Origin of the sequence: Variovorax sp. OK212 (assembly GCF_900112425.1) — a bacterium.
Taxonomy (GTDB): Bacteria; Pseudomonadota; Gammaproteobacteria; order Burkholderiales; family Burkholderiaceae_C; genus Variovorax.
In genome coordinates this window covers 13,696-39,372 of sequence record NZ_FOLP01000023.1, presented here as the reverse complement: position 1 = coordinate 39,372, position 25,677 = coordinate 13,696, and the positions used below count along the sequence as shown (strand labels likewise).

Genomic DNA, 25,677 nt, shown 5'->3' with positions numbered 1-25,677 from the left:
GTCTGTCTATCTGGCTGGCCGTGTTGCAGGCGCTCAGGCTTGCGCGTCGAAGAGGCGGCCCCAGCCCCTGACGGCGCGCGGATCCACGCCGGCCGTCTTCAGCGCGCGCCACACCACGGTGGCCACCGAGTCGTAGATCGGGATGCCGAGCTCGCGCTCCATCTCCTCGACCAGTTGCGCGCCGTGCAGGTTGGTGCACATGATGGTGATCGCGTCGGGGCGCTGCTGCGCCACCTCGCGCAGCATGCGGCGCAGCGTGTCGGGCTCGACTTCGCTGAACGCGAAGTTCACCGTCAGGTCGAGGTGGCGCTCGGCCACGCAGTCAATGCCGATGCCCGCGTAGTTGCCGACGATGCGCCGTTGCACGTCCTCGACATATGGCGACACCAGGCCCAGCGTGCGGGCGCCCTGCGCGGCCAGCAGTTCGTTGAGCGCCAGCACCGAGGTGGTGGCCGGGATGCCGGTCGCCTCGGTGATGCGCGCGCACAGCGCCCTGTCCTTCTCGAAGCCGAGCCAGCTCGCCGAGGTGCCGCTCCAGCAGATCGTGTCGACCCGCGCGTCGGCCAGCAGCCGTGCGGCCTCGAGGATCTTGCTGTCGTCGAACTGGTTCAGCGACGCGTCGCGCATCGAGATCTCGGTGACGGTGAAGCGCGAGAAATGCGCCGAGACGCCGGGCACGCCCGCGACCATGGCGCTGGTCAGCGGTTCGAGCGCGGTGTTGGAGGAGGGCGTCAGCACGCCGATGAGTTTTCGTGGGGTCATGGTTGTCGCAGTGGCGCCTGTTCAGACCGGCAGCTTCTTGCTGTAGTCGATCAGCATCGTCGAGCAGATGAACAGGCCGGCACCGGCCGCCGTGAACAGCATCAGCGCCATGAAGTACGAGCCGGTCGCCTGCACGATCAGGCCGACCACGATCGGCACGCCGATGCCCGCCACGTTGCCGCCGAGGTTCATGGTGCCGCCCAGAAAGCCGACCCGGGCGCGCGTGCCGAGGATCGACGGCACGCACCAGAACAGGCCGCACCAGCGCAGGAAGAACAGCGTCACCGACAGCAGCACGACCACGGCGATCGGGTCCTTGATCTGCGTCACCATGAAGATGGCCACGGTGGCGATGATCGACGAGATGCCGAACAGCGTGCGCAGCACCTTGCTCTGCGACGCGCCGGCGGCCTGCCATTTGTCGGCCAGCCAGCCACCGAACATCTCGCCGACGAAGCCCGAGAAGAACATGATGAACACCGCGCCGCCCATCTGCTTGATGTCGAAGCCGTGCACCTTCGACAGGTAGTTGGGCATCCAGGTGAGCAGGCCGTAGAACAGCGCGTTGAAGCACATCCAGCCGAAGAACATGCCCCACACGGAGCGATAGCGGAAGAAGTCGAGCACGCGGCCGCTCGCATGGGCCGGTTCCTTGGCGGCGTCGGCGGCGTGGCTGGCCTCGATGTAGCGTGCTTCGGCCTCGTTCACGCCGGGATGCTGGCGCGGATGGTTGCGGATGTAGCGCCATGCAAAGTAGCCCGCCACCACGGTGCCCACGCCGGCAATGACGAAGGCCATGCGCCAGGAGCCGAGCACGGCGATCAACGCCGAAATCAGGATCGCCCCCAGCGCCGCGCCCAGGGGGGCGCCGCCGTCGAGCAAGGTGGCGCCGCGCCCGCGCTCGGTCTGGGTCATCCAGATGCCGTTGAGCTTGCCGCCCGCGGGGTAGATCGGCGCCTCGGCCGCGCCCAGGCCCAGTCGGGTCAGCAGCAAGGGAAGCCAGCCTGTGCAGACGGCTGCAATGGCCTGGAAGAAGCCCCAGCCCACGGTGGCGGCGGCAATCACGACGCGCGGGCCGTAGCGGTCGGCCAGCATGCCACCGGGGATCTGCATCAGCGCGTAGGTCCAGAAGAACGAACTCAGCAGCAGGCCCTGCACGGCGGGGCCGATGTTGAACTCCTTGGCGATCAGCGGCATGGCCACCGAGAGCGAGGCCCGGTCGATGTAGTTGATCGAGATCAGGAACAACATCATCAGGAAGATCTTCCAGCGCACCTTGGTGGGCTGGAGCGCGTCGTCTGGTGCTGCGGCGGTCGCCTTGGCGCCGTCCGTCATGGTGGTTTGCATCGGGGTTGTCTCCTTGCAGTGGCACGGATGCCCGCGTGCAAGGAGGACCCGGCACGCTGGCGAACTTTGCAGTCGCGGGCCGGGCTGGTTCGAACCAGTGCGCCACCGAGGCTGTGCGGCGGAATTTAGGCTTTGTCGAAATTAACGTCAACAACTATGTTGACAATAATGTTAACGATAGTGGAAACACCTAGCCGAGCGGCTCCCAGAGGCGCTTGGCAGGTGTTTCTCCCGCGTCTACTTCGTCTGCGGCACGTCCGGCGACGGCGTTTGCGCGAAGTAGCTCATGGCCGCCAGCACGCCGCTGCCTGCCACCGGCACCTGCGCCAGCTTGAAACCCATTTCGATGCCGGTCAACGCGGCCATCAGCGTCAGGTCGTTGCAGTCGCCCAGGTGCCCGATGCGGAACATGCGGCCCTTGAGCTTGCCCAGCCCCGCGCCCAGCGAGAGATCGAAGCGCTGGTGGATCAGCCGGCGCAGCGCGTCGGCATCGACCCCTTGCGGCGTGATGACGCCGGTCAGCACCGGCGAGTGCACGCGCTCGTCCGCGCACTGCGTGGGCAGGCCCCAGGCCTGCACGGCGGCACGCACGCCGCGGCCCCAGCGCCGGTGGCGCTCGAAGATCACGGGCAGGCCCTGTCCGAGCACCATGTCCAGCGCCTCGCTGAGCCCGTACAGCAGGTTCGTGCTCGGCGTGCAGGGCCAGTAGCCGCCCTGGTTCATCTCGATGATCTCGTCCCAGGCCCAGAAGGCCTTCGGCAGGCGGGCCGTTCTGGCCACCTCGAGCGCCTTGGGCGACACCGCGTTGAAGCTGATGCCCGGCGGCAGCATGAGCCCCTTCTGCGAGCCGCTGACGGTGACGTCCACGCCCCACTCGTCGTGGCGGTAGTCGGCGCTCGCGAGTCCGGAGATGGTGTCGACCAGCAACAGCGCCGGATGCCCCGCGGCATCGATCGCGCGGCGCACCGCGGCGATGTCGGAGGTGACGCCGGTCGAGGTCTCGTTGTGCACCACGCACACGGCCTTGATGTGCCGGGCGCTGTCCTGGCGCAGGCGCTGCTCGATCAACTCGGCCTGCACGCCGTGGCGCCAGGCGCGCGGCAGGCCGGTCTCGTCGTTGCCCTCCAGCGCGAGGAACTCGGGCTCCAGGCCGAGCCGGCGCGCCATCTTCTGCCACAGCGTCGCGAAGTGGCCGGTCTCGAACATCAGCACATGGTCGCCGGGGCTCATCACGTTGGCCAGCGCCGCCTCCCACGCGCCGGTGCCCGATGCGGGATAGATGACGACCGGGTGCCGGGTCTGGAACACCTGCTGCAGGCCGGCGATCACCTTCTTGCCCAGGATGGCGAACTCGGGGCCGCGGTGGTCGATGGTCGGCAGGCTGATGGCCCGCAGGATGCGATCGGGCACGGGGCTGGGCCCCGGAATCTGCAGGAAGTGCCGGCCGCTGGGATGGTTGTCGAGCGCGATCATGGATGTCTCCGTTCTTCAGGGGTTGCGAAAGAGGTCTACAGCTGCACCGACGCGTGGCCGATGCCCGGAAATTCAGCGCTGACGAGCTCGCCCCGGGCCGCTTCGAGAATGCCGACCCAGGTGCCCGTCGTCACCACGGTGCCGGCCGCGACGGGCTCGCCGTTGCGCGTGGCATGGCGCAGCCACGCAGGCAGCAGCCAGGCGGGATCGCCGAGCGCGTGCGTGCCGCGGCGCTCGACCGGCGCGCGCTCGCCGATGCGCACGGTGCAGGTCTGCGCGCGCCAGTCGCGCGCCGCAAACGGCACCCATGCGCCCAGCACCAGCGCGCCGTGCGATTGCAGGTCGGCCAGCTTGCACAGCGCGGGCGCGGCCATCGCCTCGTGCCAGCGGGAGTCCACGATTTCTATCGACACGGCCATCGCGTCGACCAGTGCGCTTGCGCGGTCGGCGTCGAGCGTCGATGCCAGCGCCGGATCGACCGCGCAGCCGAGCCGCAGCGCGACCTCGGCCTCGATGCCGCGCATGTGGAACGGCCAGTGGCCGGCCTGTGCCGGGCTGGTCCATACGCCTTGGGGCGGCAGCGGCGCGTGGGTCAGCACCGCCTCGCGCGAGGGCCCGCCGGCTTTCCAGTACCGCGGCGGCGCGTCGAACCAGCCGAGCGCCTGCGCCACGCGCTGCTGCACGGCATAGGCGTCCTCGGCATGCTCGAGCAGTTCGGCCACCTGCGCCGCGGGGCACGTGGCGTGGCTGCGGCGCGCGCGAACCAGCGACGCGGCCGCGGCATCGATCCTTGACAGGGACATCTCGGTTTCCTCCAGTGATCGCAAAAAAATTCAGAAGCTCGCGCACAACGGCGCGAGCCCGCGCACGTCCACCCGCACGCGGGTGCCTTGCGAGGCGAACAACATGCCGGTGCACGAGCCGGTCGTCACGACCTGGCCCGCGCGCAGGCCCTCGCCCCGCGCCGCACCCCGGTTGGCCAGCCACACCAGCAGCGCGCCCACGTCGGGGTGGGGGTGCTCGCCGACGGTGTGCGCAACGACCTGCTCGTCGAAATGCAGCACGACCTCGGTCTGCGCCAGATCGAGCCACGCCTTCTCGAAGGGCACGGACTCGCCGAGCACCAGCCCGCCGTGGCACAGCAGGTCGGCCAGCAGCGCCGCCGGGCTTGCGTCCAGCCAGTCGGCCAGGCGGGTTTCGGCCACCTCGATCACGGGCAGCACCGATGCGATGGCGCCGGCGACCTCGTCGCGCGTGTAGGGCGCCGTGCGCGGCGGCAGGTCGGCCCCGAGCCGGAACGCGACCTCGGCTTCGACCCCACGCAGGTGCCATCCGGTGCCGTGCAGCAAGGCGCCGCCGGGCACCAGGCCCTCGGCCGGCAGGGGCGCGCAGCGCGGTTCCATTCCGGGCGCGCCGGCACCGACCTTCCAGCCGCCGGTCGGGCCGAGCGCCGCCAGCGTCGCGTCCTGGATCGCGTAGGCCGTGTCCAGGTCCCGCGGCTGCAGCAGCGACGACAGCACCCGCCCGCCTTCGCGCCGCGCGCGGCGCAGCGCCTGTGCGGCTTCGGTGGGCGTGACCCGCACCGCCGCAGCCTCGGCCGGCGTCACAGCGCGGGGAAGCGCTGCCACGGGTGGGCCTGTTCGAACGCGCTGGCCAGCGCGAGCAGGGCGTCGTCCGCGCCTTCGCGTGCCACCAGCTGCATGCCGACCGGCAGGTGCCCGGCAAAGCCGCAGGGCACGGCAATGGCCGGCAGGCCCACGGCGTTCGCGAACCCGGCGAACACCGCGTGGCCGCGCGGGCCGACCTCGCGCCCGTCGATGCGCGTCGGATGGGTCTGGCCCGCGGGCCAGGGCAGCGCGGCGGCCGCCGGCGTCAACAGGAAGTCGTGGCGCTCGAACAGCTGCGACAGCGTGTTGCGCAGCCGCTCGGCCTCGAACAGCAGCTCGAACAGCTCGGGCCCGGAGGCCTTGCGCCCGGTCTCGGCATTCGCCTGCATCGCAGGCCCGAACAGCGACGCGTCGAAGGGCCGGCCGGACAGCTCCTGGGGGTGCGCCACCAGCCAGGCCAGCCCCACCTGTGCCAGCAGCGGCCAGCGCTGGTTGACCGCCTCGACGAGGCCGAAGTCCTGCGCCGTCGTGACCTCGTGGCCGAGCGCGGCCAAGCGGCGCGCGGCCGCCTCGGTGAGCTGCGCGATCTGCGGGTCGACCGGGTGGTCGCCGAAACGTGGAATGAAGAGAATGCGCGCGCCTTGCGGGCAGGCTTGCGCCACCGGCCGGTCGCCGATGACTTGCATCACCGCCGCCGCGTCGGCCACGCTGCGCGCGATCGGGCCCGCGACTTCGAAGCCGAGAAAGATCGGCGGCAGGCCGTCGCCGCGCGGCACGCGTCCGCGCGACGGCTTGAAGCCGACCAGGTTGGTGTGCGAGGCCGGCCGGCGGATCGAGCCTCCGCCGTCGGTGCCCAGCGCGATCGGGCATCCGCCCGCGGCCACCAGCGCCACCGCGCCGCCGGACGAGCCGCCGGGCGTGAGCGCCGGGTCCCAAGGATTGCCCGTGGGGCCGAACACCGGGTTGTCGGTGTAGCCCTGCATCGTGAACTCGGGCACGTTGGTCTTGCCGAAGATCACGGCGCCTGCCTGGCGCAGCCTGGCCACCGGCAGCTCGTCGCGCTCGGCCACGAAGCCGGCCAGCGCACGGCTGCCCCAGTGGGTGGCGAGGCCGCGCACCTGCAGGTTGTCCTTGATGGTGACGGGCACGCCGTCGAGCGCGCCCAGCGGCCGGCCGTCGCGCCAGCGCGCGGTGCTTTGCCCGGCCGCGTGCGCGGCGCCTTCGCTGTCGAGCGCGACCAGCGCGTTCAGGCGCGGGTTGACCTCGGCGCTGCGCGCCATGCAGGCGTGCAGGGCGTCGGTCGGCGTGAACGCGGCCTCGCGAAAGCCGGCCGCGAGCTGCGCCGCGTCGAGTTGCCAGAGCGGTGTGTGTCGGTTCATCGGGGCCGGCCTCACATGTGCGCCGGCAGCCACGTCACCAGCTGCGGCACGGCCATCAGCAGCAGCGTGAACAGGATCATGATCAGCGCGTAGGGCAGCGCGCCCCAGATCGCGTCCTGGATGCCGCCCTTGTCCGGACGGATGCCGTGCACCACGAACAGGTTCATGCCCACCGGCGGCGTGATCAGGCCCAGCTCGCACATCAGCACGATGAAGATGCCGAACCAGATCGGGTCGACGCCGACCGCGATCGCGATCGGGTAGGTGATCGGGATCGTCGCGACCTGCATCGACAGCACGTCCATGAACATGCCCAGCACCAGGTAGAACACGATCAGCGCCAGGATCAGCCCGGTGGCCGACAGGCCCTGGCTCGCGACCCACTTCGTCATCGACTCGGCCACGCCCGTGAGGCTCACCGTCAGGTTGAGGATGAAGGCGGCCACGACGATCAGCAGGATCATGCCGCTCACGCGCGCCGTCGAGATGAAGCAGTTGCGCAGCAGCTCCCAGTTGAGCTTGCCCGACTGCCAGACGAAGCCCAGCGCCGCGATCACGCCCAGCGCCGCGCTCTCGGCCGCCGTGGCAATGCCGAAGTACAGGCTTCCCATCACGATGCCGAACACCACCGCCGGCGGCACCAGGTGCACCAGCACGCGAAGCCGCTCGGCCATCGGCACCTTGGGCTCGCGCATCGCGTTGCCGCCGGCCAGGCTCGAGATCGCAATCCAGAGCATGAAGCACAGCGTGAGCAGCAACCCCGGGACGATGCCGGCGACGAAGAGCTTGCCGATCGAGTTGTTGGTGAGCGAGCCGTACACGATCATGTTCACGCTGGGCGGAATCAGGATGCCCAGCGTGCCGCCGGCGGCCAGGCTGCCGAGCGACGCGCGCATCGGGTAGCCGCGCCGTTGCAGCGAAGGCAGCGCCACCGTCCCGACCGTGGCCGCGGTGGCCACCGACGAGCCCGAGGTCGCCGCGAACAGCGCGCAACTCCCGATGTTGGTGTGCAGGAGCCCGCCCGGCAGCCGGCCGAGCCAGGCCGACAGCGCGATGTACATGCGGTCGGCGATGCCCGAGCGCAGCAGCAGTTCGCCGAGCAGCACGAACAGCGGCACCGAGGTCAGCAGGCTCTCGTTCTGCACGCCCCACACGACCGGCGCGATCGAGTCCATGAACGGCGCGCCGTAGGCGGCGATGCCGCCGATGATCCCGACGGCCGCCATCGACACGGCAATCGGCATGCCGAGCAGCATCAGGGCGAGCATCGCGAGGAATGCGGATCCGATCAGGGCGATGTTCATCGTGCGGCTCCTTCGGCGTGCTGCCTTGCCTTGAGGTCGTCGAGTTCTTCCTTGAGCTCTTCCTTCGCGCTCTTCGGATGGAAGTCGCTGTTCAGCGTGCGGGTGTCGCCGCCCAGCAGCAGCCGCGTGGCACGCCATGCCAGCGCGCAGGCCACCAGCGCGAAGATCACCAGGCCCGCGTACCAGACGCCCTGCGGAATGATCAGTGGCGTGGCCCAGGGCGTCTGCGCGGTGCTGCGGTAGGCCGTCGTGTCCTGGATCACCTTGAACGCGACCCAGGCGATGAACAGCGCGAACACCGCCAGCGAGACGATCGAGATCCAGTTCAGCAGCGCCTGCACGCGCGGCGGGAACCGGTCGTGGAACACGTCCACGCGGATGTGGTTGCGCCCCAGCAGCGCCAGGCTGAAGGCGAGCGTCGAGCCGACCGCGAGCGCGTAGCCGCCCAGTTCGTCGGCGCCCTGCAGCGAGACGTTGAACAGCTTGCGCGAGATCGTCTCGATGGCGACGACGGCCGCCAGGCCCAGGAAGATCGCGCCGAACGCCGTGGCCAGCACGGTCTCCAGGCGCGCCCTGAAGCCGGCGCGCGCGGAGAGGGACGCCGTGGCGCCGGGCGGCGCGAGGGGCTGCCGGTCGCGGGTCATGGTGCCGCTGTTCATTGCAGGCCCAGTACCGGCGCCACCGTCGCCTGCCAGTTCTTCAGGCAGCTCGGGTTGGACTTGTTGCACACCTCCGCCCACACCGGCAGCGACACCTTGTTCACCGCGCCGCGCAGCAGTTCGACGTCGGCCGGCGTGACGGCCACGTTGACGAGGTTGAACTTCTTGCCGGTCGTGCACGGGTCCTTGCCGGCATTGCAGTTCAGCGCGTCCTGGAAGATCTCTTCGGAGTACTTCCACATGTCGTCGCTCAGCGTGTCGAACGCCTTCAGCAGCTTGGCTTTGGCGTCGGGTGCCAGCGCGTTCCAGGCCTTCATCGTCATGCCGTAGCCGTTCAGGGCCATCTGGAAGCCGATGGCCATCTGGTGCGTCGTCACTTCCGGCCAGCCCGCGGAGTTGGCCGAGCTCGGCCCGGTGATCGCGCAGTCGACCACGCCCAGCGAGAGCGACTGGTGCGTGTCGGCGAACGACACCGGCACGGGCGTGCCGCCCACCATCTCGATGAACTTGGCCAGGTTCTGGTCGTACACGCGGACCTTCAGGCCTTTGATGTCGGCCAGCTTGGCGATCGGCTTCTTGCAGAACAGGATCTGCGGGCCGAAGGGCCACACGGCCAGCAGTTTCACGCCGAACTGCGCCTGCAGCCGCGTGTCCGCCGTGTCGAAGTAGGCCTTGGCCACCTTGCGGCCCGTGGCGTAGTCGGGCGCCGCGCCCACCAGGTCCAGGCCCAGGATGGTGGGCTCGTCGCGCGAGTTCTGCGACACGCGCAGCGAGACGATGTCGAACAGGCCCGCCTTCATGACGCGCAGTTGCTCGGTGTCCTTGATGCCCAGCGTGTCGATGGGCTTGTAGTCGACGTCGATCGGCAGCCCGGTGCGGGCCGCGAAGTTCTCGAAGAAGGGTTGCTCCTTGTTCTTCTGGATCAGCCCGGTGGCCAGCGGCTGGCCGATGGCTTTCATCCGGGTGCGGTCCTGTGCGTGGGCCGCGGGCAACGCGAGCACCACGGCCAGGGCAACTGTGGCGAATGACTTGAGGCGAAGGTGAAACGGCATGAAGACTCCAGCAAGGAAGGTGAGGGAACGGGGCGGCATCGAAAGAAAGATGTGCCATTGAATCCCGCGGCGGCGACGCGCAGCGGACTATCCCGCTGCGTGGGACAGCCGGAAAAAGAGCTTGGAAATCAAGTACTTGGCGCGCCGCGCCAGCGGAAGACGCAGGCCTTAGCGGGCGCGCCCGCCGTAGGCGGCGGTGATCTCGTCGGCCGCGGCGCGCACGGTGGCGCCGAGCTGCGGGAAGTCGGCGCTCTTGATGCGCTGCGTCGGCCCGACCAGCGAGATCGCGCCGAAGGGCTGGCCGTGCTCGTCGCGAACGGCGGCCGCGATGCAGCGCAGGCCGACCGCGTTCTGCTCGTCGTCGATCGCATGGCCCGCGCGGCGCACCTCGCCCAGCGTTTCATGCAGCCGCGAGGCGCGCGCGATGGTGTTGTGGGTGAGCTTCGGCAGGCCGTAGGTGCGCAGGTACTGCAGCACGTCGTCCTCGGGCATCGCGGCCAGGATCGCCTGCCCCATCGCAGTGCCGTGCAGCGGCGCGCGAAACCCCGGCTTGCCGATCGCGCGCATCAGCTCGCGGCTCTCGACCTGCGTGACGAACACGATGTCGCCGAGGTCGGCGATGCCGAGGTTGATGCTCTCGCCGGTGCTGTCGCGCAGCCTGCGCATCACCGGCAGCGCCAGGTGGGCGATGCGTCGGCGCCGCCCGAAAGCCGCACCGACCGAGAAGCAGCGCACGCCGACATACCAGAGGCTCGTCTCGCGGTCGAACTGCACGAAACGCCGCTGCTCGAGCGTCGTGAGCAGCCGGTGCGCCGTCGAGGAGGACAGTCCGCTGTGCGCCGCGATGTCGACGAGCCTGAAGCCCTCGTCGTCCTCGGCCAGGAGCTCCAGCAGTTGCATGGCGCGCGTGAGCGACTGCACCGTGCTGTCGTTGTCGCGGTCGATGCGGGTGACCTTGGTGGCTTTGGCGGGCAGGCGAGGCGAAGTGGCAGTCATGGCGGGCCCTGTGCAAATTACGTGCCATCCGGATGTCGGGTCCGGCGTGCGATGACGCGTCCAGATGGTGTGCGACAAGTGTTTTGTCGACCATGGTGTTTGCACTAATGTTGACATCGGCGCGACTTCTCCGGCACTCCCCGGCACCCCCCAGCACTCCCCGGCGCTTTTCCGGCGCAGCAGCGCCCGCCGCTCGGTGCGCCGCACGGGCGCCGTGGCCGAGCTCCCTCGCTTCCTTGCCGCCCTGCCTTACACGTTGCTGGTCGCGCGCACTTCCTCGATGGTCGTCTTGCCGGCCAGCACCTTCTCGATGCCGTCCTGCCTCAGGGTGCGCATGCCTTCCTGCAGCGCCGCGGCCTGCAGCTCTTCCGCGCGGGCGCCGGTCTGCACCAGGCGGCGCAGCGTCTTCGACATGGTCATGAGCTCGTGGATGCCCACGCGGCCCTTGAAGCCCGTGTTCTTGCACTGCTTGCAGCCGGTGCTGGTGTAGTGGTGCAGGTGGCCGTCGCGGCCGTAGCGCTGCAGCCAGTCGCTGCGCACGGCCTGGCGCTGCGGGATGGGGCTTGCGGCGTCGGGCTGCGCGCCGAACGAATGCATGTAGTCGTCCAGCAGTTCCTCGACCATCTCGGCGCTCGCGGGGCGGCTGGTGGTGCAGCTGCTGCACAGCCGGCGCACCAGCCGCTGCGCGAGCACGGCCAGCAGCGAGTCGGCGAAGTTGAACGGGTCCATGCCCATGTCGAGCAGGCGCGTCACGGTCTCGGGCGCGCTGTTGGTGTGCAGGGTCGAGAGCACCAGGTGACCGGTCAGCGAGGCTTCGACCGCGGTCTTGGCCGTTTCGCCGTCGCGGATTTCACCCACCATGATCACGTCGGGGTCGGCGCGCACGAAGGCGCGCAGCGCCTTGGCGAAGGTCCAGTCGATGCGCGGGTTGATCTGCACCTGGCGCAGCCCGGTCTGCGTGATTTCGACCGGGTCCTCGGCGGTCCAGATCTTGCGCTCGGGCGTGTTGATGTGCATCAGCGCCGAGTGCAGCGTGGTGGTCTTGCCCGAGCCCGTGGGGCCGACGCACAGCACCATGCCGTAGGGGCGCTCCACGGCCCGGGTCAGCTGCGCGAGGTTGTTGGGCGACAGGCCCAGGTCGCGCATCGGAATCGGCTTGGCCGACGCCAGGATCCGCATCACCACGTCCTCGAGGCCGTTGTTGGTCGGAATGGTGGCCACGCGCAACTCGATGCGGTGCTGCGGCGAGTACTTGGCGAAGTTGATCTTGCCGTCCTGCGGGTTGCGCTTCTCGCTGATGTCCAGGTCGCACATGATCTTCACGCGCGCGACGATCGCGTTGCGGTAGCTCGGCGGCAGCTCCAGGTAGGTGTAGAGCAGGCCGTCGCGCCGAAAGCGGATGCGGGTCTTCTCCTGGCCGGGATAGCTCTCGATGTGGATGTCGGACGCGCCCTCGCGGTGCGCCTCCAGGATCATGCTGTTGATCATGCGCACGAGCGAGTTGTCGGACTGCTCGATCGGCGCCTCGGCGGGCGGTGCCGACGCGGGGCCTTCGCGCTCGAGGGTCTGCAACAGCTCGGTGGTGCCGGCCATGTCGAACTCCAGCGGCCGGCTCGGGTCGAGATTGGCGGCGAAGACGCCTGCGGCGCCGACAGCCGGCTCGCCGATCTTCTCGTAGGCCGCGTTCAGCACGTTGTCCAGGTCGAGGCATTGCCCGACCACCGGCACGACCTTCATCTGCGCGATGAATTCCACTTCGTCGAGCGCCGAATGCCGGCTCGTCGGGTCGTCCAGCGCGACGATGAGCCGGCCTTCATGCAGCATCAGCGGCATGACCTGCAGCCGCCGCGCCACGCCGTGGCTGATCTTGCGCAATGCTTCGGCGGCAGCGGGGAACAGGTGCAGGTTCACCAGCGGGTAGCCCATCTTGCGCACCAGCGCGGTCTGCAGCTGGCCCTGGGTGACGACACCCATGCGCACCAGCGTCTCGCCCAGCGGCACGCCGGGCTGGCGCTGTTGCTGGGCCAGGCCCGCGCGCAACTGCTCGTCGGTGACCATGCCGAGCGAGGTCAGTGCTTCGCCGATCCGGGCGATCGGCATGTGGCTCTGGACATCGAGCGCATTCAGCAACTGCTCCGGCATGACGACTTCGGTTGATGGCATGGGGCAGTTCTCCTGGCTGGTTTGACTTGGTCGTCGGCGCTGCCGAAATGCAGCTGCCGATGCTGCATCGTAGGGCGCGCCGCGAGAACCTGCCAGCCAAGGGAAACTGTTGAGTACGCAAGTTCTCAGGCGGGGCGTTTCTCCAGCACAGCCTTGACCACGGGGATCGCCGTGAAGACGTTCGGCCAGCCGACATGGAAGGCCAGTTGCGTGAGCGTTTCCGACACTTCGGCGCGCGTCAGTCCGCTGTCCATCGCGCGGTTCAGGTGATAGGGAATCTGCGCGACCTGGCCTGCGGCGATCAGCGCGGTCACCGTGACCAGGCTGCGGTCTCGCGGCGCGAGCGCGGGGCGCAGCCACAGGTCCTTGAAGAGCAGGTCGCCGGTGTACTGCACCACGCCGGCCGACACTGGACCCGCGTCCTGTTCGACGCGGGCCGCGCGCTGCGCCTCGGCGGCTTCGTCGAGCGGCAGCAGCTCGGGGCGCGCGGGCGGCAACCGGTCCGCGCCGATCTTGCGCGCGGCGTACACGTCAGCGGCAACGGCCACCGCGCCCATGGCGTTGCCCCAGCCCGCATAGAACGCGAGGTGCGTGATGATCTCGGAGAGCTCCGCCGGCGTGACGCCGTTGTCCAGCGCGCGCTGGAAGTACATCGCCATTTCGGTCGTCTGGTTGCGCGCCACGAGCGCAGCCACGGTGACGATGCTGCGGTCTCGCGGCGACAGGCCCGGGCGCTTCCAGAGTTCGCCGAGCACGGTGTCCTGCGCGTAGCGCTCGAGCGCGGGCGACACGCGCGGCAGGCTGGAGGCACGGTCGGCCTGCACCACCGACGTGGCCATGAGCGACAGCGAGGCGAGGGCGGTGGAGAAGAGCTTCATTTCTTCGGTTCCTTCATCGGCCGTACGACCCGTCGCCGACCTTCTCCATCCACTCGACGTTCCTGCCGGCAAGCGATTCCTGGATGGCCATGTGCGTCATGCCGGTGGTGGCCGTGGCGCCGTGCCAGTGCCTCACGCCGGGCGGCGTCCAGACCACGTCGCCGGGCCGGATCTCCTGCCGCGCGCCGCCTTCCTGCTGGACCCAGCCGGTGCCCGCGGTCACCACCAGCGTCTGGCCCAGCGGGTGCGTGTGCCATGCCGACCGCGCGCCGGGTTCGAAGGTGACGTAGGCGCCGGACACGCGCGAAGGCTCGCGGGGCGCGAAGAGCGGATCGACGCGGACGGCGCCCGTGAAGTTCTGTGCCGGCCCCTTGGCTGAGGCCTGCGTGCCGCCGCGGTTGACCGTCATGCCGTCGTTCGCTTCGCAGAGCGGCGTGAACAGCGCGCCGCAAAGAGCAAGGGTGAGGGGGAGGGCGGTGCGCAGTTTCATGGGTGTCGGCTTTCGGATCTGTTGCCGACGAATCTACCGACGGGCCCTTGCCCGCACTAGCCATCTCAAACCGCAAAAGCTCATGAGCCGGGCTCATGAGTCTCGCGACACGCGCCCACCTGCCCACCTGCCTGCCTTCACAACCGCTCAGGGCCGGTACCGCAGCGCGTCGACCACCACCGCCATCGCGCGCGAAGACTCGCGCCGGCTCGCGTAGAAGATGTGCAGCCCCGGGAAGGTGGGGCACCAGTCCGCGAGCACGCGCTGGAGGCGGCCTGCGGCCATGTGCTCCCGCGCCAGCTCCTCGGGCACGAAGGCCAGGCCCGCGCCCGACACGGCCGCGGTGATCATCTGGTAGACGCCGTTGCAGGTCAGCTGGCCGTCGACGCGCACCTGCAGTTCGCGCTTGCCCTTCTTGAGTTCCCATGCGTACAGCCCGCCGCGCGTGGGCAGGCGCAGGGTGATGCAGTTGTGCGCGAGCAGGTCCTGCGGTTTCTTCGGCGGCGCCTGGCGGGCCAGGTAGCCGGGCGAGCCCACGATCACCATGGTCACGTCGGGCCCGATGCGCACCGCGATCATGTCCTTGGCCACTTGGTCGCCGAAGCGCACGCCGATGTCGTAGCGGTCCGCCACGATGTCGGCAAGCCCGTAGTCCACGATCATCTCGATCTTCAGGTCGGGGTAGCCGGGCAGCACGCGCGACAGCTTGGGCCACAGGATCATGTCGGCCGCGTAGTCGGTGGTGGTGATGCGGATGGTGCCCGCGGGCTTGTCGCGCAGCTCGGCCAGCGCCGACAGCTCCGCCTCGATCTCGTCCCAGCGCGGCCCCACGGTGTTCAGCAGCCGCTCGCCGGCGTCGGTGGGCGACACGCTGCGCGTGGTGCGCGTGAGCAGGCGCAGGCCCATGCGGGCCTCCAGGCCGCGCACGGTGTGGCTCAGCGCCGATTGCGACACGCCGAGCTTCGCGGCGGCGCGTGTGAAGCTGCGCTCGCGCGCCACCGCGAGGAAAGCCAGGATGTCGTTGATGTTCTCTCTTGCCATTCATGAATTGTGCTCATGAGCGAATGCGCATTCAAGTGTCTAGTCGCGCAAGCGGTCTGTGCCGAGAATCCTGCCCAGCCAGCGGAATGCGCGCGACGCGCGCGAAACGCACAACACACGCAACACACGCAATACGCAAGGAACCCACCATGGACTACCGAAGACTCGGCCGCAGCGGCCTCAAGGTGTCGCCGCTGTGCCTGGGCGCGATGATGTTCGGCGGCGAGACCGACGAGACCACCTCGGCGCGCATCATCGACAAGGCATTCGCGCAGGGCATCAACTTCATCGACACGGCCGACGTCTATCACGCGGGCCGCTCCGAGGAAATCGTCGGGCGCGCCATCGCTGCGCGGCGCGACAGCTGGGTGGTGGCCACGAAGTTCGGCTTTCCGGCGGCGGCGGATGCGGGGCCGAACGCGCAGGGCCAGTCGCGCAAGTGGATCGTGCAGTCCGTCGAAGCGAGCCTGCGCCGGCTGAAGACCGACTACATCGACATCCTGTACTTCCACCGGGCGCTGGCCGACGTGCCGCTCGAAGAGGGCGTGCGTGCCATCGGCGACCTGGTGCGCCAGGGCAAGCTGCGCTACTTCGGCGTGTCGAACTTCCGCGGCTGGCGCATCGCCGAGATCGCGCGCCTGGCCGACCAGCTCGGCATCGACCGCCCGGTGGCCAGCGAGCCGCTCTACAACATCGTCGACCGCACGGCCGAGGTCGAGCAGTTGCCCGCGGCGGCGCACTGCGGCCTGGGCGTGGTGTCTTACAGCCCGCTGGCGCGCGGCGTGCTCAGCGGCAAATACGCGGTGGACGCACCGCCGCCGGCCGACAGCCGTGCCGGGCGTGGGGACAAGCGCATGCAGCAGACCGAGTGGCGGCCCGAATCGCTGAAGATCGCCCAGGCCATTGCCGCGCACGCTGCTGCGCGCGGCACCACCTCGATCGCGTTTGCGCTGGCATGGGTGCTGAAGAACCGCCTTGTCAGCGCCACCATCGCGGGGCCGCGCACCGAGGCGCAATGGGACAGTTACGCCGATGCGCTCCGGCTGGAACTGGGTCCGGACGACGAGACGCTCGTCGACAGCCTGGTGGCGCCGGGGCATGCCTCCACGCCCGGCTACTCCGACCCCGGCTATCCGGTCGAAGGCCGGGTGGCCGGCTGACCTTGCGACCATCACAACCCTTTCACGGCACCCCCGTCATCCATCTCATCCACCGCACCACCATGACCACAGCCCACGCCTACGCGGCCCAGTCCGCCACCACGCCGCTCGCGCCCTTCACCTTCGAGCGCCGCGCGCCCGCCGCGCGCGACGTGGCGATCGACATCCTCTACTGCGGCGTCTGCCACTCCGACCTGCACACCGCGCGCAGCGAATGGGGGCCGGCGGCCTACCCCTGCGTGCCGGGCCACGAGATCGTGGGGCGGGTGCGCGCGGTGGGCAGCGAGGTGTCGAAGTTCAAGGTCGGCGACCTGGTGGGCGTCGGCTGCATGGTCGACAGCTGCCAGCACTGCCAGCCTTGCAAGGACGGCCTGGAGCAGTACTGCGACAACGGCATGACCGGCACCTACGACAGCCAGGAACAGGTGTCGCGCGCCAACACGCTCGGCGGCTACTCGGACCACATCGTGGTGTTCGAGAAGTTCGTGCTGAAGATCTCGCACGACGAGAAGCAGCTGGCCGCCGTGGCGCCGCTGCTGTGCGCGGGCATCACCACCTATTCGCCGCTGCGGCAGTGGAAGGCTGGGCCGGGCATGAAGGTGGGCGTGGTCGGCCTGGGCGGGCTGGGCCACATGGGGGTGAAGATTGCCGCGGCCATGGGCGCGCACGTGGTGCTGTTCACCACCTCGCCCGGCAAGAGCGAAGACGCCAGGCGGCTCGGCGCCAAGGAGGTGGTGGTGTCGCGCAACGAGAGCGAGATGGCCGCGCACCGCAACAGCTTCGACCTGATCATCAACACGGTGGCGGTGTCGCACAACCTCGACCCGTTCGTGCAGCTGCTCAAACTCGACGGCACGCTGGTGCTGGTCGGTGCGCCGGGCACGCCGCACCCGTCGCCCGGCGTGTTCGGCCTGATCACCAAGCGCCGCCGCATCGCGGGCTCGATGATCGGCGGCATCGCCGAGACGCAGGAGATGCTCGACTTCTGCGCCGCGCACGGCATCGTCTCGGACATCGAGACCATTGCCATGCCGAAGATCAACGAGGCCTACGAACGCATGCTCAAGAGCGACGTGAAGTACCGGTTCGTGATCGACATGGCGACGGTGCAGGGCTGATCGCCATCGGCTGTGGTGGGCCGCGGTCGGCTGTCGGGCTCAATGCGCGGGCGGCGCGGGCGGCGCGGGCGGCGCGGCGGGTCGCAGGCGCCGCAGCCGCACCGTGAGCTCTTTCACCAGCTGCATCTCGCCGCGCCGCTGCGCCACCTCCAGGCCCTTGGCGAATGCGGCCTCGGCCTGCGCCTTGTCGCCGAGCTCCAGCGAGATCAACCCCTGCAGCCGGTGCGCGGCGGTGAAGTCCGCATCGAAGGCCAGGGCCTTTGCAAGATGCAACAGGGCGGTCTGCGGATTGTCCCGGCGGTGCCAGGCCAAGGCGAGGCTCATGCGCAGCAGCGCGCCGTCGCGGCCCGCGGCCAGCAGGCGTTCGAGGGCGTCGGGGGAGGGGCCGGGCGCGGTGGGCGTGCTCATGGGTCTGTCCTTTGCTGGAGTTTGTCAAAGCATAGTCTTTGATATTTGCAGTTGCAGTTCACGCCGGGAATCTCCTTTCGTCCTACGTGGGCCGGCCGTGGCTTCCCCAAGCATGGGTGCGATGCGTAAATTGATTGTCTTGACGACGCTGGGGTGGGGCGCGGCCTGCGCCTTCGCACCCCTCGTGCATGCGGAACCGGTGAAGGTGCCGGTGGAAACCAACGAGAAGGGCACGTACTACGTCGCCCCCAACGTCAACTCCACGGAAGACTCGGCCTACACCACGGGTGGGATCGTCGGTGTCGAGCGCAAGGACGGCAGCGGCGGCTACATCGGTACCGACACCTCCCTGCAGCGGCCCACGTATTCGCTGGGCGCCAGCACGGGCGGCAACGTGTCGTTCATGGGCGGCGTGTCGTCGGACGGCAAGAACAACAACGGCGTGAAGGCCGGCGTGAAGATCCGGTACTGAGGGCCGGCGCCGGCTTGCTTTCGTGGTCGTTCCTGAAGCGCGCCGCGACAAGTCCGGCTCTGTGCATGTGATAAATCGGGTTGCCCTTCGTTGCACAGGTCGAAATGGAATTACGCCATTTGCACCGCTGCTCAAAGTGGGCCTGCGATGGCTGACGGCTGGCTGTGTTTTCGTTCGGACAACGCACGGCGGCCGATTCACCCGCACCCGAAAATCCTGGTCGACACCTTGGCCCAGCCTTCGAAGATCAACTAGAAACTCAGGGACGGTGCGACGGGAGTACGGCTTTGGAAGCCTGCCGGTTACTCCGCCGTTGCGCAGGTGCTGAATCGCATTTTCTAAGCGATGGCACCACTCGATAGCGGTCGATGCAGGTGGTGGCCCAGGCCCAGTCGAGCTGCTCGATGTAGGCGCTGGCCAGGCGCAAATGGGCCGCGCTGAGGTTCTCCTCGATGCGCAGCAGGTTGATGGCTGGCGCGGTGGCGGCCGTGCCCAGGTCTGTCCCTGGACTCGGCCGCCGAAGGCCTGCTGCTGCAGGTAGAAGAAGCGCGCCGCGCGCTGCACGTCCGTCGGCACCTCGGGCGGCGTGGCCTGGGTCCACTTGAAGATCTGCCGGCTCGACAGCGCGTATTTGAACTGCCGAACGAACTCCTCCACGTGGTGCTTCACGACCCGGTACAGGTTGACCAGGCCGCCGTGACGTCGTTGATCACTTCGACCTCGGCGGGGTGCCGCAGGAAGTACAGGGCAGCGCCCCCGGCGAACACCTCCGCGTAGCACGAATGCGGCGGGAAGCGGCCGAGCAGCAGGTCAGCCAGGCGGCGCTTGCCTCCCAGCCAGGGAATGATGGGTGATGACCTCATGAGGCACTCTTTCGATTGAAAGGCGCTCTGGGCGCTGCCGGCACGGCGCCAGCGGTGCCGCCGCGCACGCTCCGACGCCCCACGCCCTGGGCGGTGCCGAACACGTACACCGCCTCCCACTGCGGCTGCTCGTCTGCCTCGTAGTCGCCGGCCGCGAGCGCGGCGCTGGCCTGCGCGGTGCGCGGCCAGGGCTGGAGCCTCGGTCTCGTGAGCTTCAGCGGGCACACCAGCCTGGCGGCGGGCATCGTCTTCGGAGCGCTCGTCGCGCACGCGCGCTTCAGGTCCGCGCGTTGATTCAGACCAGCGTGCCGTACACGATGAAGCCGTCGTGCGTCGCCACCTTGTCGTACAGCGCGCGCCCAGCCGCGTTGGTCACGTGCGTCTGCCAGTACACGCGGTGGCCGCCGGCCTGCTTCACGCGTTCGCAGACGCCTTCGATCAGCTGCCGCCCCACGCCGCGCCCGCGCTCCGACGGCAGCGTGAACAGGTCCTGCAGGTAGCACGTGGGCTCGATGCGCGTGGTGCTGCGGTGGTACAGGTAGTGGGTCAGGCCGACCAGTTGCCCGTCGCGCTCGGCAACCAGCGCGTGCATCGGTTCGTAGGCATCGAAGAAGCGTTGCCACGTGGCCTGCGTGATCTCGCCGGGCAGGGCGGTCGGGCCCTCGCGGCCGTAGAAGGCGTTGTAGCCGTCCCAAAGCGGCTTCCATGCCGCGAAGTCGTCCGCCACCGGTGGGCGGATCAGGAGTGTGGAAGTCGTCATGCGTCTGCAGCCTGCGCGTTGAAAGGAAAACGCGCGATTGCAACATGACTCGGGCCGCCTCGAGATCAAGGCACGAAGAAATCCTTCAGTGCAGCTTCAGGCAACCGGCCGCGCAGGCCGATGGCGACCACGCCGGCACGCGCATCGCCCGCCGGCGCCGATGCCTTGCGCAGGCTGCCGTGGCGGCCCGCGAACTGCACCTCCGACCAATCGACTTCGCCGGTGCGCAACAGGCCCTTGAGCCGCAGCACACCCGGTGGCACTTCGCGCAGCCAGGCGCGCAAGGTGGCCGCGGGAATGACGGCCTCGGGCTGCGCGCTCCATGTCTGGAACAGCGCACCGTGGTCGGGCGCAGCATGGTCATGGTGGCCATGGCGGCCATGGTGATCGTGGCAGCCAGGTCCGCAGACATGCGGCGCGGCATCCGCATGCGGCACGCCCGACAGCAGCGCCAGCGGCACCGCCGATTCGGTGGTCTCGATGCATGGCGTGCCGGGCACCATCGCCTCGACCCATGCCAACGCCCCGGCCAGCGCATCGGCCGTCGCCAGGTCCGCCTTGTTCACCACCACCAGGTCGGCCGACTTCAGCTGCCGCACCAGCGTGTCGGCCAGCAGCGGGTCTTTCGCCTGCTGCGCCACCGCGCTCGCATCCACCAGCACGATCACGCCTTCCAGGCTCAGCTCCGGCGCCGCCATGCCGATCTGCGCAATGCGCCACGGGTCCGACACGCCGCTGGCTTCGATCACCACCGCGTCGAACGGCGTCTTCGCGTCGATCACCTCCACCAGCGCGCGCCCCAGGTCGTCGCCGATCTGGCAGCACACGCAGCCGTTGGTCAGCGCGGTGGTGTCGCCGTGCGTGGCGGCGATCAGCTCGGCGTCGATGTTGAGCGCGCCGAAGTCGTTCACCAGCACCGCCATGCGCAGGCCGTTCGCCTCGCGCAGCCAGCGGTTGAGCAGCGTGGTCTTGCCCGCGCCCAGGAAGCCGCCGATCACGGTGAGCGGCAGGCGCTTCTTCAGGGTCACGCGGTCTGTCCCCGCTGCGCCTCGAACACGCGGCCCGACAGCACGGTGCCCCACACGCGCGCGTCCTTCAGCGCCATCGGGTCCATCTCGAGCGGGTCGTCTTCCAGCACGCAGAAGTCGGCACGCTTGCCGCATTCGATGCTGCCGACCTCGCCGTCGAGCTTCAGCGTCCAGGCCGCGCCCAGCGTGATGGCGCGCAGCGCCTGCGCCACGGTGATGCGCTCCGCCTCGCCCAGCAGCCGGCCCTTGGGCGTCACGCGGTTCACCGCGCACCAGGCCGTGAACAGCGGGCCCAGCGGCGTGACCGGCGCGTCGGAGTGAATGGCCAGCGGCACGCCCGCGGCCAGCGCGCTGCCACAGGCGTCGAGCCGGTTGGCGCGGTCGGGGCCCATCGTCATCTCGTAGTGCTGGTCGCCCCAGTACCAGATGTGGTTGGCGAACAGGTTGGCGCACAGGCCCAGCTGGGCCATGCGGCGGAACAGCGGCGCGTCGATCATCTGGCCGTGCTGCAGCGTGTGGCGGTGGTCGGGCCGCGGCGCGCGCGTGAGCACGCGCTCGATGGCGTCGATGGCCACCTCGCTGGCCTCGTCGCCGTTGGTGTGCGTGTGGATGGTGAGGCCCGCGCGGTGGTAGGTCTCGAAGTCGGTCTCGTACTGCGCGGGCGCGGTCACCCAGATGCCGTTGGGCGCGCCGTTGAAATGCCCCGGCCAGCGCAGCCGCGCCGAGAAGCCCTGGATGGAGCCGTCGAGCATCATCTTCACCAGCCCGTAGCGCAGGCGGTCGGTGTTGCGCGGCATCAGCGCCTTCACGTGCTCGGCACCCTGCGCCGCGCCGTGCGTGCCGTGGAAGGCCTGGAACGCGGGGAGGATGCGAACGCCGAAAGCGTCGTCGGCCGTCGTCTTCTCGAGCACGCCGCAGTCCTCGGGCGTGAGCTTGTTGACGAGGTCGGTCGCCGTGGTCACGCCCTGCAGGCAGGCCAGCTTGGCGAACGAGCGCACGCCCGCCTCGGTCATCGGCGCCAGCAGGCCGGCGTTGCCGATCTTGCGCAGCACCAGGAACATGGCGGCCGGCTCCTGCAGCTCGCCGGTGGGCTCGCCCTCGTTCGAACCCTCTGCGAACTTGACCACGCCCTCCACCTCGTTGTCGCGCGTGATCTGCGCAATGCTCAGCATCGCGCTGTTCACGTTCATCAGGTGCCCGTTGGCATGGCCGATGACGATGGGCCGCGTGGCGCTCGCGCGGTCGACGTGCCGAACCGTCATGCGCTCGCCGCCGAAGTAGATCGGGTCGAAGCCCCAGGCGATGAGCGGCACGGTGTCGGGCACGCCGTCGGCCGTCATCTTCGCGGCCACTTCGCTCAGGCGCGACACCACCTCGTCCATCGAGCGCAGGCCGCTCCACACCTTGCCCGCGGGGTCTCGGCGGTCGAACCAGCCGAGGTATGTCCAGTCCCACATGCTGCCTTCCTTCAGGTGGCAGTGGCCTTCGACCAGCCCGGGCATCAGCACCTTGGCGGCAAAGCGTTCGTCCAGCGTGAACTGGCCCCAGGCCTGCATCTCCGCCAGCGAACCGACGGCCAGCACGCGGCCGTCGCGCACCGCCACGTGGGTGGCGTGCGGCTGCATGGGGTTCATGGTGATGATCTTGCGGGCGGTGTAGACCGTGGTGCTCGCGGCGGTGTTGGTGTTGGTTGGGGTCTTGTTTGGGCTCATGGCGACTCTGGAATCGAAAGAGGCGGGCGCGGCAGGCCGTCGACGAGCTCGACGCGCCTGCAGCGTACCCAGTGATCGGGCGCGACCTCGCGCAGCGGCGGCAGCTCGGCCGCGCAGGCCGGCTCCGCCACCGGGCAGCGGCCGGCAAAGCGGCAGCCCTTGGGCGGGTCGATGGGGCTCGGCGGGTCGCCGCTGAGCTTGATGCGGTTCGCCGCGCGCCTGCGTCCGCCGCTCACGGTGGGCACGGCCGACATCAGCGCCACGCTGTACGGATGCAGCGGCCGCGCGAAGAAGCTGCGCCGCGGCGCGCGCTCCACGATCTGGCCGAGGTACATCACCGCGATGTCGTCGCAGATGTGTTCCACCACCGCCATGTCGTGCGAGATGAACAGGTAGGTCAACCCCAGCTCGCGCTGCAGCCGGGCCAGCAGGTTCAGTATTTGTGCGCGAATCGCGATGTCCAGTGCCGACACCGGCTCGTCGCACACCACCAGCTCGGGGTTGGTGGCCAGCGCCCGCGCGATGTTGATGCGCTGGCGCTGCCCGCCCGAGAACTGGTGCGGAAACAGGTGCTGCTGCTCGGGCCGCAGCCCCACCGCCTCGAACAGCTCGGCCACGCGGCGCGTGCGCTCGTCCGGCGTTCCCACGCGCATCAGGTCCAGCGGCGCGCGCACGGCGGCGCCCGCGCGCTCGCGCGGGTTCAGCGAGGAGAACGGGTCCTGGAAGATGATCTGCATGCGCGTGCGCGCCTGGCGCAAGGCCTCGCCCTGCAGCGCGCCCAGGTCGGTGTCGCCCAGCCGCATGCGCCCCGAGGTCACGGGCGCGAGCCGCATCACCGCCAGCGCGGTGGTGGTCTTGCCCGAGCCTGATTCGCCGACCACCGCCAGCGTGCTGCCGCGGCGCACCTCGAACGAGACGCCGTCCACCGCCTTCACCACCTCGGGCGTGCGGCCCCAGCCGGCCCTGCCGCGCGGAAAGTGCACCTTCAGGTCGTCGACCGCCAGCAGCGTGTCGGTCTTGCCGATGAACGTCATGCGGCCTCCTTTTGGCGTTGGCCGTGCGCGTCCAGCGCCTCGGCATGCAGCCAGCAGGCCGCGCCGTGCGGCAGGCCGGGCGCCACCTGGCCGTGCACCGCGAACATCGGCGGCACCTCTTCGGCGCAGCGCGCCATGGCGCGCGGGCAGCGCTCGCGAAAGGCGCAGCCCGTGCCCAGCTCCCAGATGGAAGGCACCACGCCGGCAATTTCCGCCAGGTCTTCGCGCGCGTCGCCGTCCCAGGCCGCGCTGCTGCCGAGCTCGGGCAGGCAGTCGATCAGCCCGCGCGTGTACGGGTGGCCCGGCTCGGACAGCACCTGCTCGGTGGTGCCTTGCTCGATCACGCGGCCCGCGTACATCACCATCACGCGGTCGGCCATCTCGGCCACCGCGCCCATGTCGTGCGTGATGAGCATGATGGCCGTGCCCTTCTCGCGCTGCAGGTCGCGCAGCAGGTCGAAGATCTGCGCCTGCACCGTCACGTCGAGCGCGGTGGTGGGCTCGTCGGCAATCAATATGTCGGGCCGGCAGGCCAGCGCCATGGCGATCATCACGCGCTGGCGCATGCCGCCGGAGAGCTGGTGCGGGTACTCGTCCACGCGCCGCTCGGGCGCCGGAATGCCCACCTGCCGCAGCATCTCGATGGCGCGCTGGCGCGCCGCGTGCGCGTTCATGCCGGCATGCAGCTGCAGCGATTCACCGATCTGGTCGCCCACCGTGAACACCGGGTTCAGCGAGGTCATCGGCTCCTGGAAGATCATCGAGATGCGGTTGCCGCGCACCTCGCGCATGCGCGCGTCGGTGGCCTGCACCAGGTCTTCGCCCTCGAACAGCACGCGGCCGTCGCGAATGCGCCCCGGCGGCGACGGAATCAGCCGCAGCAGCGCCAGCGCCGTCATGCTCTTGCCGCAGCCCGATTCGCCGACCACGCACAGCGTTTCGCCGGCGCGGATCTCGAAGTCGACGCCGTTGAGCACCAGCGCCTGGCCGCGGCGGGTCTTGAACTCGACGTGCAGGTCCTGCACGCGCAGAAGTGCTTCGTTGGTTGCATGGGTCGCGGCCATCAGCGTTCCCTCAGCTTGGGGTTGAGGGCATCGTTCAGCCCGTCGCCGATGAGGCTGACGGCCAGCACGGTGATGAAGATGGCCACGCCCGGAAAGGCCACGGCCCACCAGCACGACAGCACGTACTGCCGGCTCGAACCGATCATCAGGCCCCAGCTCATCTGGTTCGGGTCGCCCAGCCCGAGGAACGACAGGCCGGCCTCGAACAGGATGGCCGCGCCGATGGCCAGCGTGGCCGACACCACCAGCGGCGGCAGCGCGTTCGGCAGGATCACCTTCCAGATGATGCGCGCGTCGCGCGCGCCGATGGCGCGCTCGGCGCGCACGAACTCCAGTCCGCGGTACTTCATGAACTCGGCCCGCGTGAGCCGCGCGGTGCCGGTCCAGCTCACGATGCCGATGGCCAGCGTCACCGTCACCAGCGTGGGCGAGAACAGCGTCACCACCACCATCGCGAACAGCAGCGCGGGCAGCACCTGGAAGAACTCGGTGAGCTTCATCAGCGCCGCATCGACCTTGCCGCCGTAGTAGCCCGCGAAGGCACCGAGCGTGATGCCGATCACCACCGACAGCAGCGCGGCCACCGCGCCCACCAGCAGCGTGGCGCGCCCGCCATAGATCAGCGCGGTGAGCACGTCGCGGCCCAGGTAGTCGCTGCCGAGCCAGGCGTCCTCGCTGAAGGGCGGGGTGAGCGGCGCGGCCTTGATCTCGAACGGGTCGGCCGGGTAGAGCCAGGGCCCGGCAATGGCCACCAGCAGCACCGCCAGCAGCATCACCATGCCGGCGATGGCGGCGGGGTTGCGCAGGAACATGCGCATCGCCTCCATGCCGGGGTGCTCGACGCGCACGGCGCGCGCCGTGGGTGGCATGGGTGCCGGGGGCAACCTGGCTTTGGCCTTGGAAGATG

The 25,677-nt window shown here is 69.5% G+C and carries 25 protein-coding genes and 1 pseudogene; 3 read left to right on the top strand and 23 right to left on the bottom strand.

Going from position 1 to position 25,677, the window contains the following annotated elements; translation table 11 throughout:
• Positions 1–33: 33 nt before the first annotated feature.
• The 14 genes from BM004_RS34905 to BM004_RS34840 form a co-directional block, all read right to left on the bottom strand.
• Positions 34–762 (bottom strand): maleate cis-trans isomerase family protein, encoded by a 729-nt coding sequence (locus tag BM004_RS34905; RefSeq protein ID WP_093220520.1) that lies wholly within the window; start codon positions 760–762, stop codon positions 34–36.
• Between the two features lie 21 nt (positions 763–783).
• Positions 784–2,109: an MFS transporter gene (locus tag BM004_RS34900; RefSeq protein WP_371271190.1), complete on the bottom strand. Its 1,326-nt coding sequence runs from the start codon at positions 2,107–2,109 to the stop codon at positions 784–786.
• 237 nt (positions 2,110–2,346) lie between these two features.
• Entirely contained in the window at positions 2,347–3,582 is a 1,236-nt protein-coding gene (locus BM004_RS34895; RefSeq protein WP_093220517.1) for a pyridoxal-phosphate-dependent aminotransferase family protein, read from the bottom strand.
• A 35-nt stretch (positions 3,583–3,617) separates the two neighbouring features.
• Positions 3,618–4,385, bottom strand: a complete 768-nt coding sequence (locus BM004_RS34890; protein ID WP_093220515.1) for a fumarylacetoacetate hydrolase family protein — start codon at positions 4,383–4,385, stop codon at positions 3,618–3,620.
• Positions 4,386–4,415: 30 nt separating this feature from the next.
• Positions 4,416–5,210 (bottom strand): 2-keto-4-pentenoate hydratase, encoded by a 795-nt coding sequence (locus tag BM004_RS34885; protein WP_256220188.1) that lies wholly within the window; start codon positions 5,208–5,210, stop codon positions 4,416–4,418.
• On the bottom strand, positions 5,186–6,568 hold the full coding sequence (locus BM004_RS34880) for an amidase (protein WP_093220509.1): 1,383 nt from the start codon (positions 6,566–6,568) through the stop codon (positions 5,186–5,188). The genes BM004_RS34885 and BM004_RS34880 overlap by 25 nt, the downstream gene beginning before the upstream one ends.
• Before the next feature lie 11 nt (positions 6,569–6,579).
• The gene (locus BM004_RS34875) at positions 6,580–7,872 is read right to left on the bottom strand and encodes a TRAP transporter large permease (RefSeq protein WP_093129500.1); all 1,293 of its coding nucleotides are present in this window, start codon (positions 7,870–7,872) and stop codon (positions 6,580–6,582) included.
• A complete protein-coding gene (locus BM004_RS34870) occupies positions 7,869–8,531 on the bottom strand; it encodes a TRAP transporter small permease subunit (RefSeq protein WP_093220507.1) in 663 nt (220 codons plus the stop codon). Before BM004_RS34870 ends, BM004_RS34875 begins: the two co-directional genes overlap by 4 nt.
• The gene (locus tag BM004_RS34865) at positions 8,528–9,583 is read right to left on the bottom strand and encodes a TRAP transporter substrate-binding protein (RefSeq protein ID WP_093129501.1); all 1,056 of its coding nucleotides are present in this window, start codon (positions 9,581–9,583) and stop codon (positions 8,528–8,530) included. Before BM004_RS34865 ends, BM004_RS34870 begins: the two co-directional genes overlap by 4 nt.
• A 168-nt stretch (positions 9,584–9,751) precedes the next feature.
• Positions 9,752–10,579, bottom strand: coding sequence for an IclR family transcriptional regulator (locus tag BM004_RS34860; RefSeq protein ID WP_093129502.1), 828 nt, complete (start codon positions 10,577–10,579; stop codon positions 9,752–9,754).
• A 249-nt stretch (positions 10,580–10,828) separates the two neighbouring features.
• Entirely contained in the window at positions 10,829–12,742 is a 1,914-nt protein-coding gene (locus tag BM004_RS34855; RefSeq protein ID WP_093129503.1) for a GspE/PulE family protein, read from the bottom strand.
• A 125-nt stretch (positions 12,743–12,867) separates the two neighbouring features.
• A complete protein-coding gene (locus tag BM004_RS34850) occupies positions 12,868–13,620 on the bottom strand; it encodes a carboxymuconolactone decarboxylase family protein (protein ID WP_093220505.1) in 753 nt (250 codons plus the stop codon).
• A 13-nt stretch (positions 13,621–13,633) separates the two neighbouring features.
• Positions 13,634–14,029 (bottom strand): (R)-mandelonitrile lyase, encoded by a 396-nt coding sequence (locus BM004_RS34845; RefSeq protein ID WP_218152768.1) that lies wholly within the window; start codon positions 14,027–14,029, stop codon positions 13,634–13,636.
• 228 nt (positions 14,030–14,257) lie between these two features.
• Entirely contained in the window at positions 14,258–15,151 is an 894-nt protein-coding gene (locus tag BM004_RS34840; RefSeq protein WP_093129506.1) for a LysR family transcriptional regulator, read from the bottom strand.
• Positions 15,152–15,300: 149 nt separating this feature from the next.
• Here BM004_RS34840 and BM004_RS34835 point away from each other — a divergent pair, with 149 nt between their 5' ends.
• Both BM004_RS34835 and BM004_RS34830 read left to right on the top strand, forming a co-directional pair.
• Positions 15,301–16,311, top strand: a complete 1,011-nt coding sequence (locus BM004_RS34835; RefSeq protein WP_093220500.1) for an aldo/keto reductase — start codon at positions 15,301–15,303, stop codon at positions 16,309–16,311.
• Positions 16,312–16,373: 62 nt separating this feature from the next.
• Entirely contained in the window at positions 16,374–17,429 is a 1,056-nt protein-coding gene (locus BM004_RS34830; RefSeq protein ID WP_093220497.1) for an NAD(P)-dependent alcohol dehydrogenase, read from the top strand.
• Between the two features lie 39 nt (positions 17,430–17,468).
• Here BM004_RS34830 and BM004_RS34825 read toward each other — a convergent pair whose 3' ends face one another.
• Positions 17,469–17,837, bottom strand: a complete 369-nt coding sequence (locus tag BM004_RS34825) for a hypothetical protein (RefSeq protein WP_093220494.1) — start codon at positions 17,835–17,837, stop codon at positions 17,469–17,471.
• A gap of 121 nt (positions 17,838–17,958) precedes the next feature.
• Here BM004_RS34825 and BM004_RS34820 point away from each other — a divergent pair, with 121 nt between their 5' ends.
• Positions 17,959–18,309, top strand: a complete 351-nt coding sequence (locus BM004_RS34820) for a hypothetical protein (RefSeq protein WP_093129510.1) — start codon at positions 17,959–17,961, stop codon at positions 18,307–18,309.
• 358 nt (positions 18,310–18,667) lie between these two features.
• Here the strand turns inward: BM004_RS34820 and BM004_RS34815 are convergent.
• The 8 genes and pseudogenes from BM004_RS34815 to BM004_RS34785 form a co-directional block, all read right to left on the bottom strand.
• Positions 18,668–19,172, bottom strand: a pseudogene (locus tag BM004_RS34815) (DNA adenine methylase); the annotation flags it as partial.
• On the bottom strand, positions 19,169–19,417 hold the full coding sequence (locus BM004_RS41660) for a hypothetical protein (RefSeq protein ID WP_177206718.1): 249 nt from the start codon (positions 19,415–19,417) through the stop codon (positions 19,169–19,171). The pseudogene BM004_RS34815 and the gene BM004_RS41660, both read right to left, overlap by 4 nt.
• A 50-nt stretch (positions 19,418–19,467) precedes the next feature.
• Positions 19,468–19,932 (bottom strand): GNAT family N-acetyltransferase, encoded by a 465-nt coding sequence (locus BM004_RS34810; RefSeq protein ID WP_093220492.1) that lies wholly within the window; start codon positions 19,930–19,932, stop codon positions 19,468–19,470.
• 65 nt (positions 19,933–19,997) lie between these two features.
• A complete protein-coding gene (locus tag BM004_RS34805; protein WP_093220616.1) occupies positions 19,998–20,954 on the bottom strand; it encodes a CobW family GTP-binding protein in 957 nt (318 codons plus the stop codon).
• Positions 20,955–20,956: 2 nt separating this feature from the next.
• Entirely contained in the window at positions 20,957–22,672 is a 1,716-nt protein-coding gene (locus BM004_RS34800; protein WP_093220489.1) for an amidohydrolase, read from the bottom strand.
• On the bottom strand, positions 22,669–23,706 hold the full coding sequence (locus tag BM004_RS34795) for an ABC transporter ATP-binding protein (RefSeq protein WP_093129513.1): 1,038 nt from the start codon (positions 23,704–23,706) through the stop codon (positions 22,669–22,671). The genes BM004_RS34800 and BM004_RS34795 overlap by 4 nt, the downstream gene beginning before the upstream one ends.
• Positions 23,703–24,770, bottom strand: coding sequence for an ABC transporter ATP-binding protein (locus tag BM004_RS34790; RefSeq protein WP_093220486.1), 1,068 nt, complete (start codon positions 24,768–24,770; stop codon positions 23,703–23,705). The genes BM004_RS34795 and BM004_RS34790 overlap by 4 nt, the downstream gene beginning before the upstream one ends.
• A complete protein-coding gene (locus BM004_RS34785; RefSeq protein ID WP_093129515.1) occupies positions 24,770–25,639 on the bottom strand; it encodes an ABC transporter permease in 870 nt (289 codons plus the stop codon). The genes BM004_RS34790 and BM004_RS34785 overlap by 1 nt, the downstream gene beginning before the upstream one ends.
• Positions 25,640–25,677: the final 38 nt, after the last annotated feature.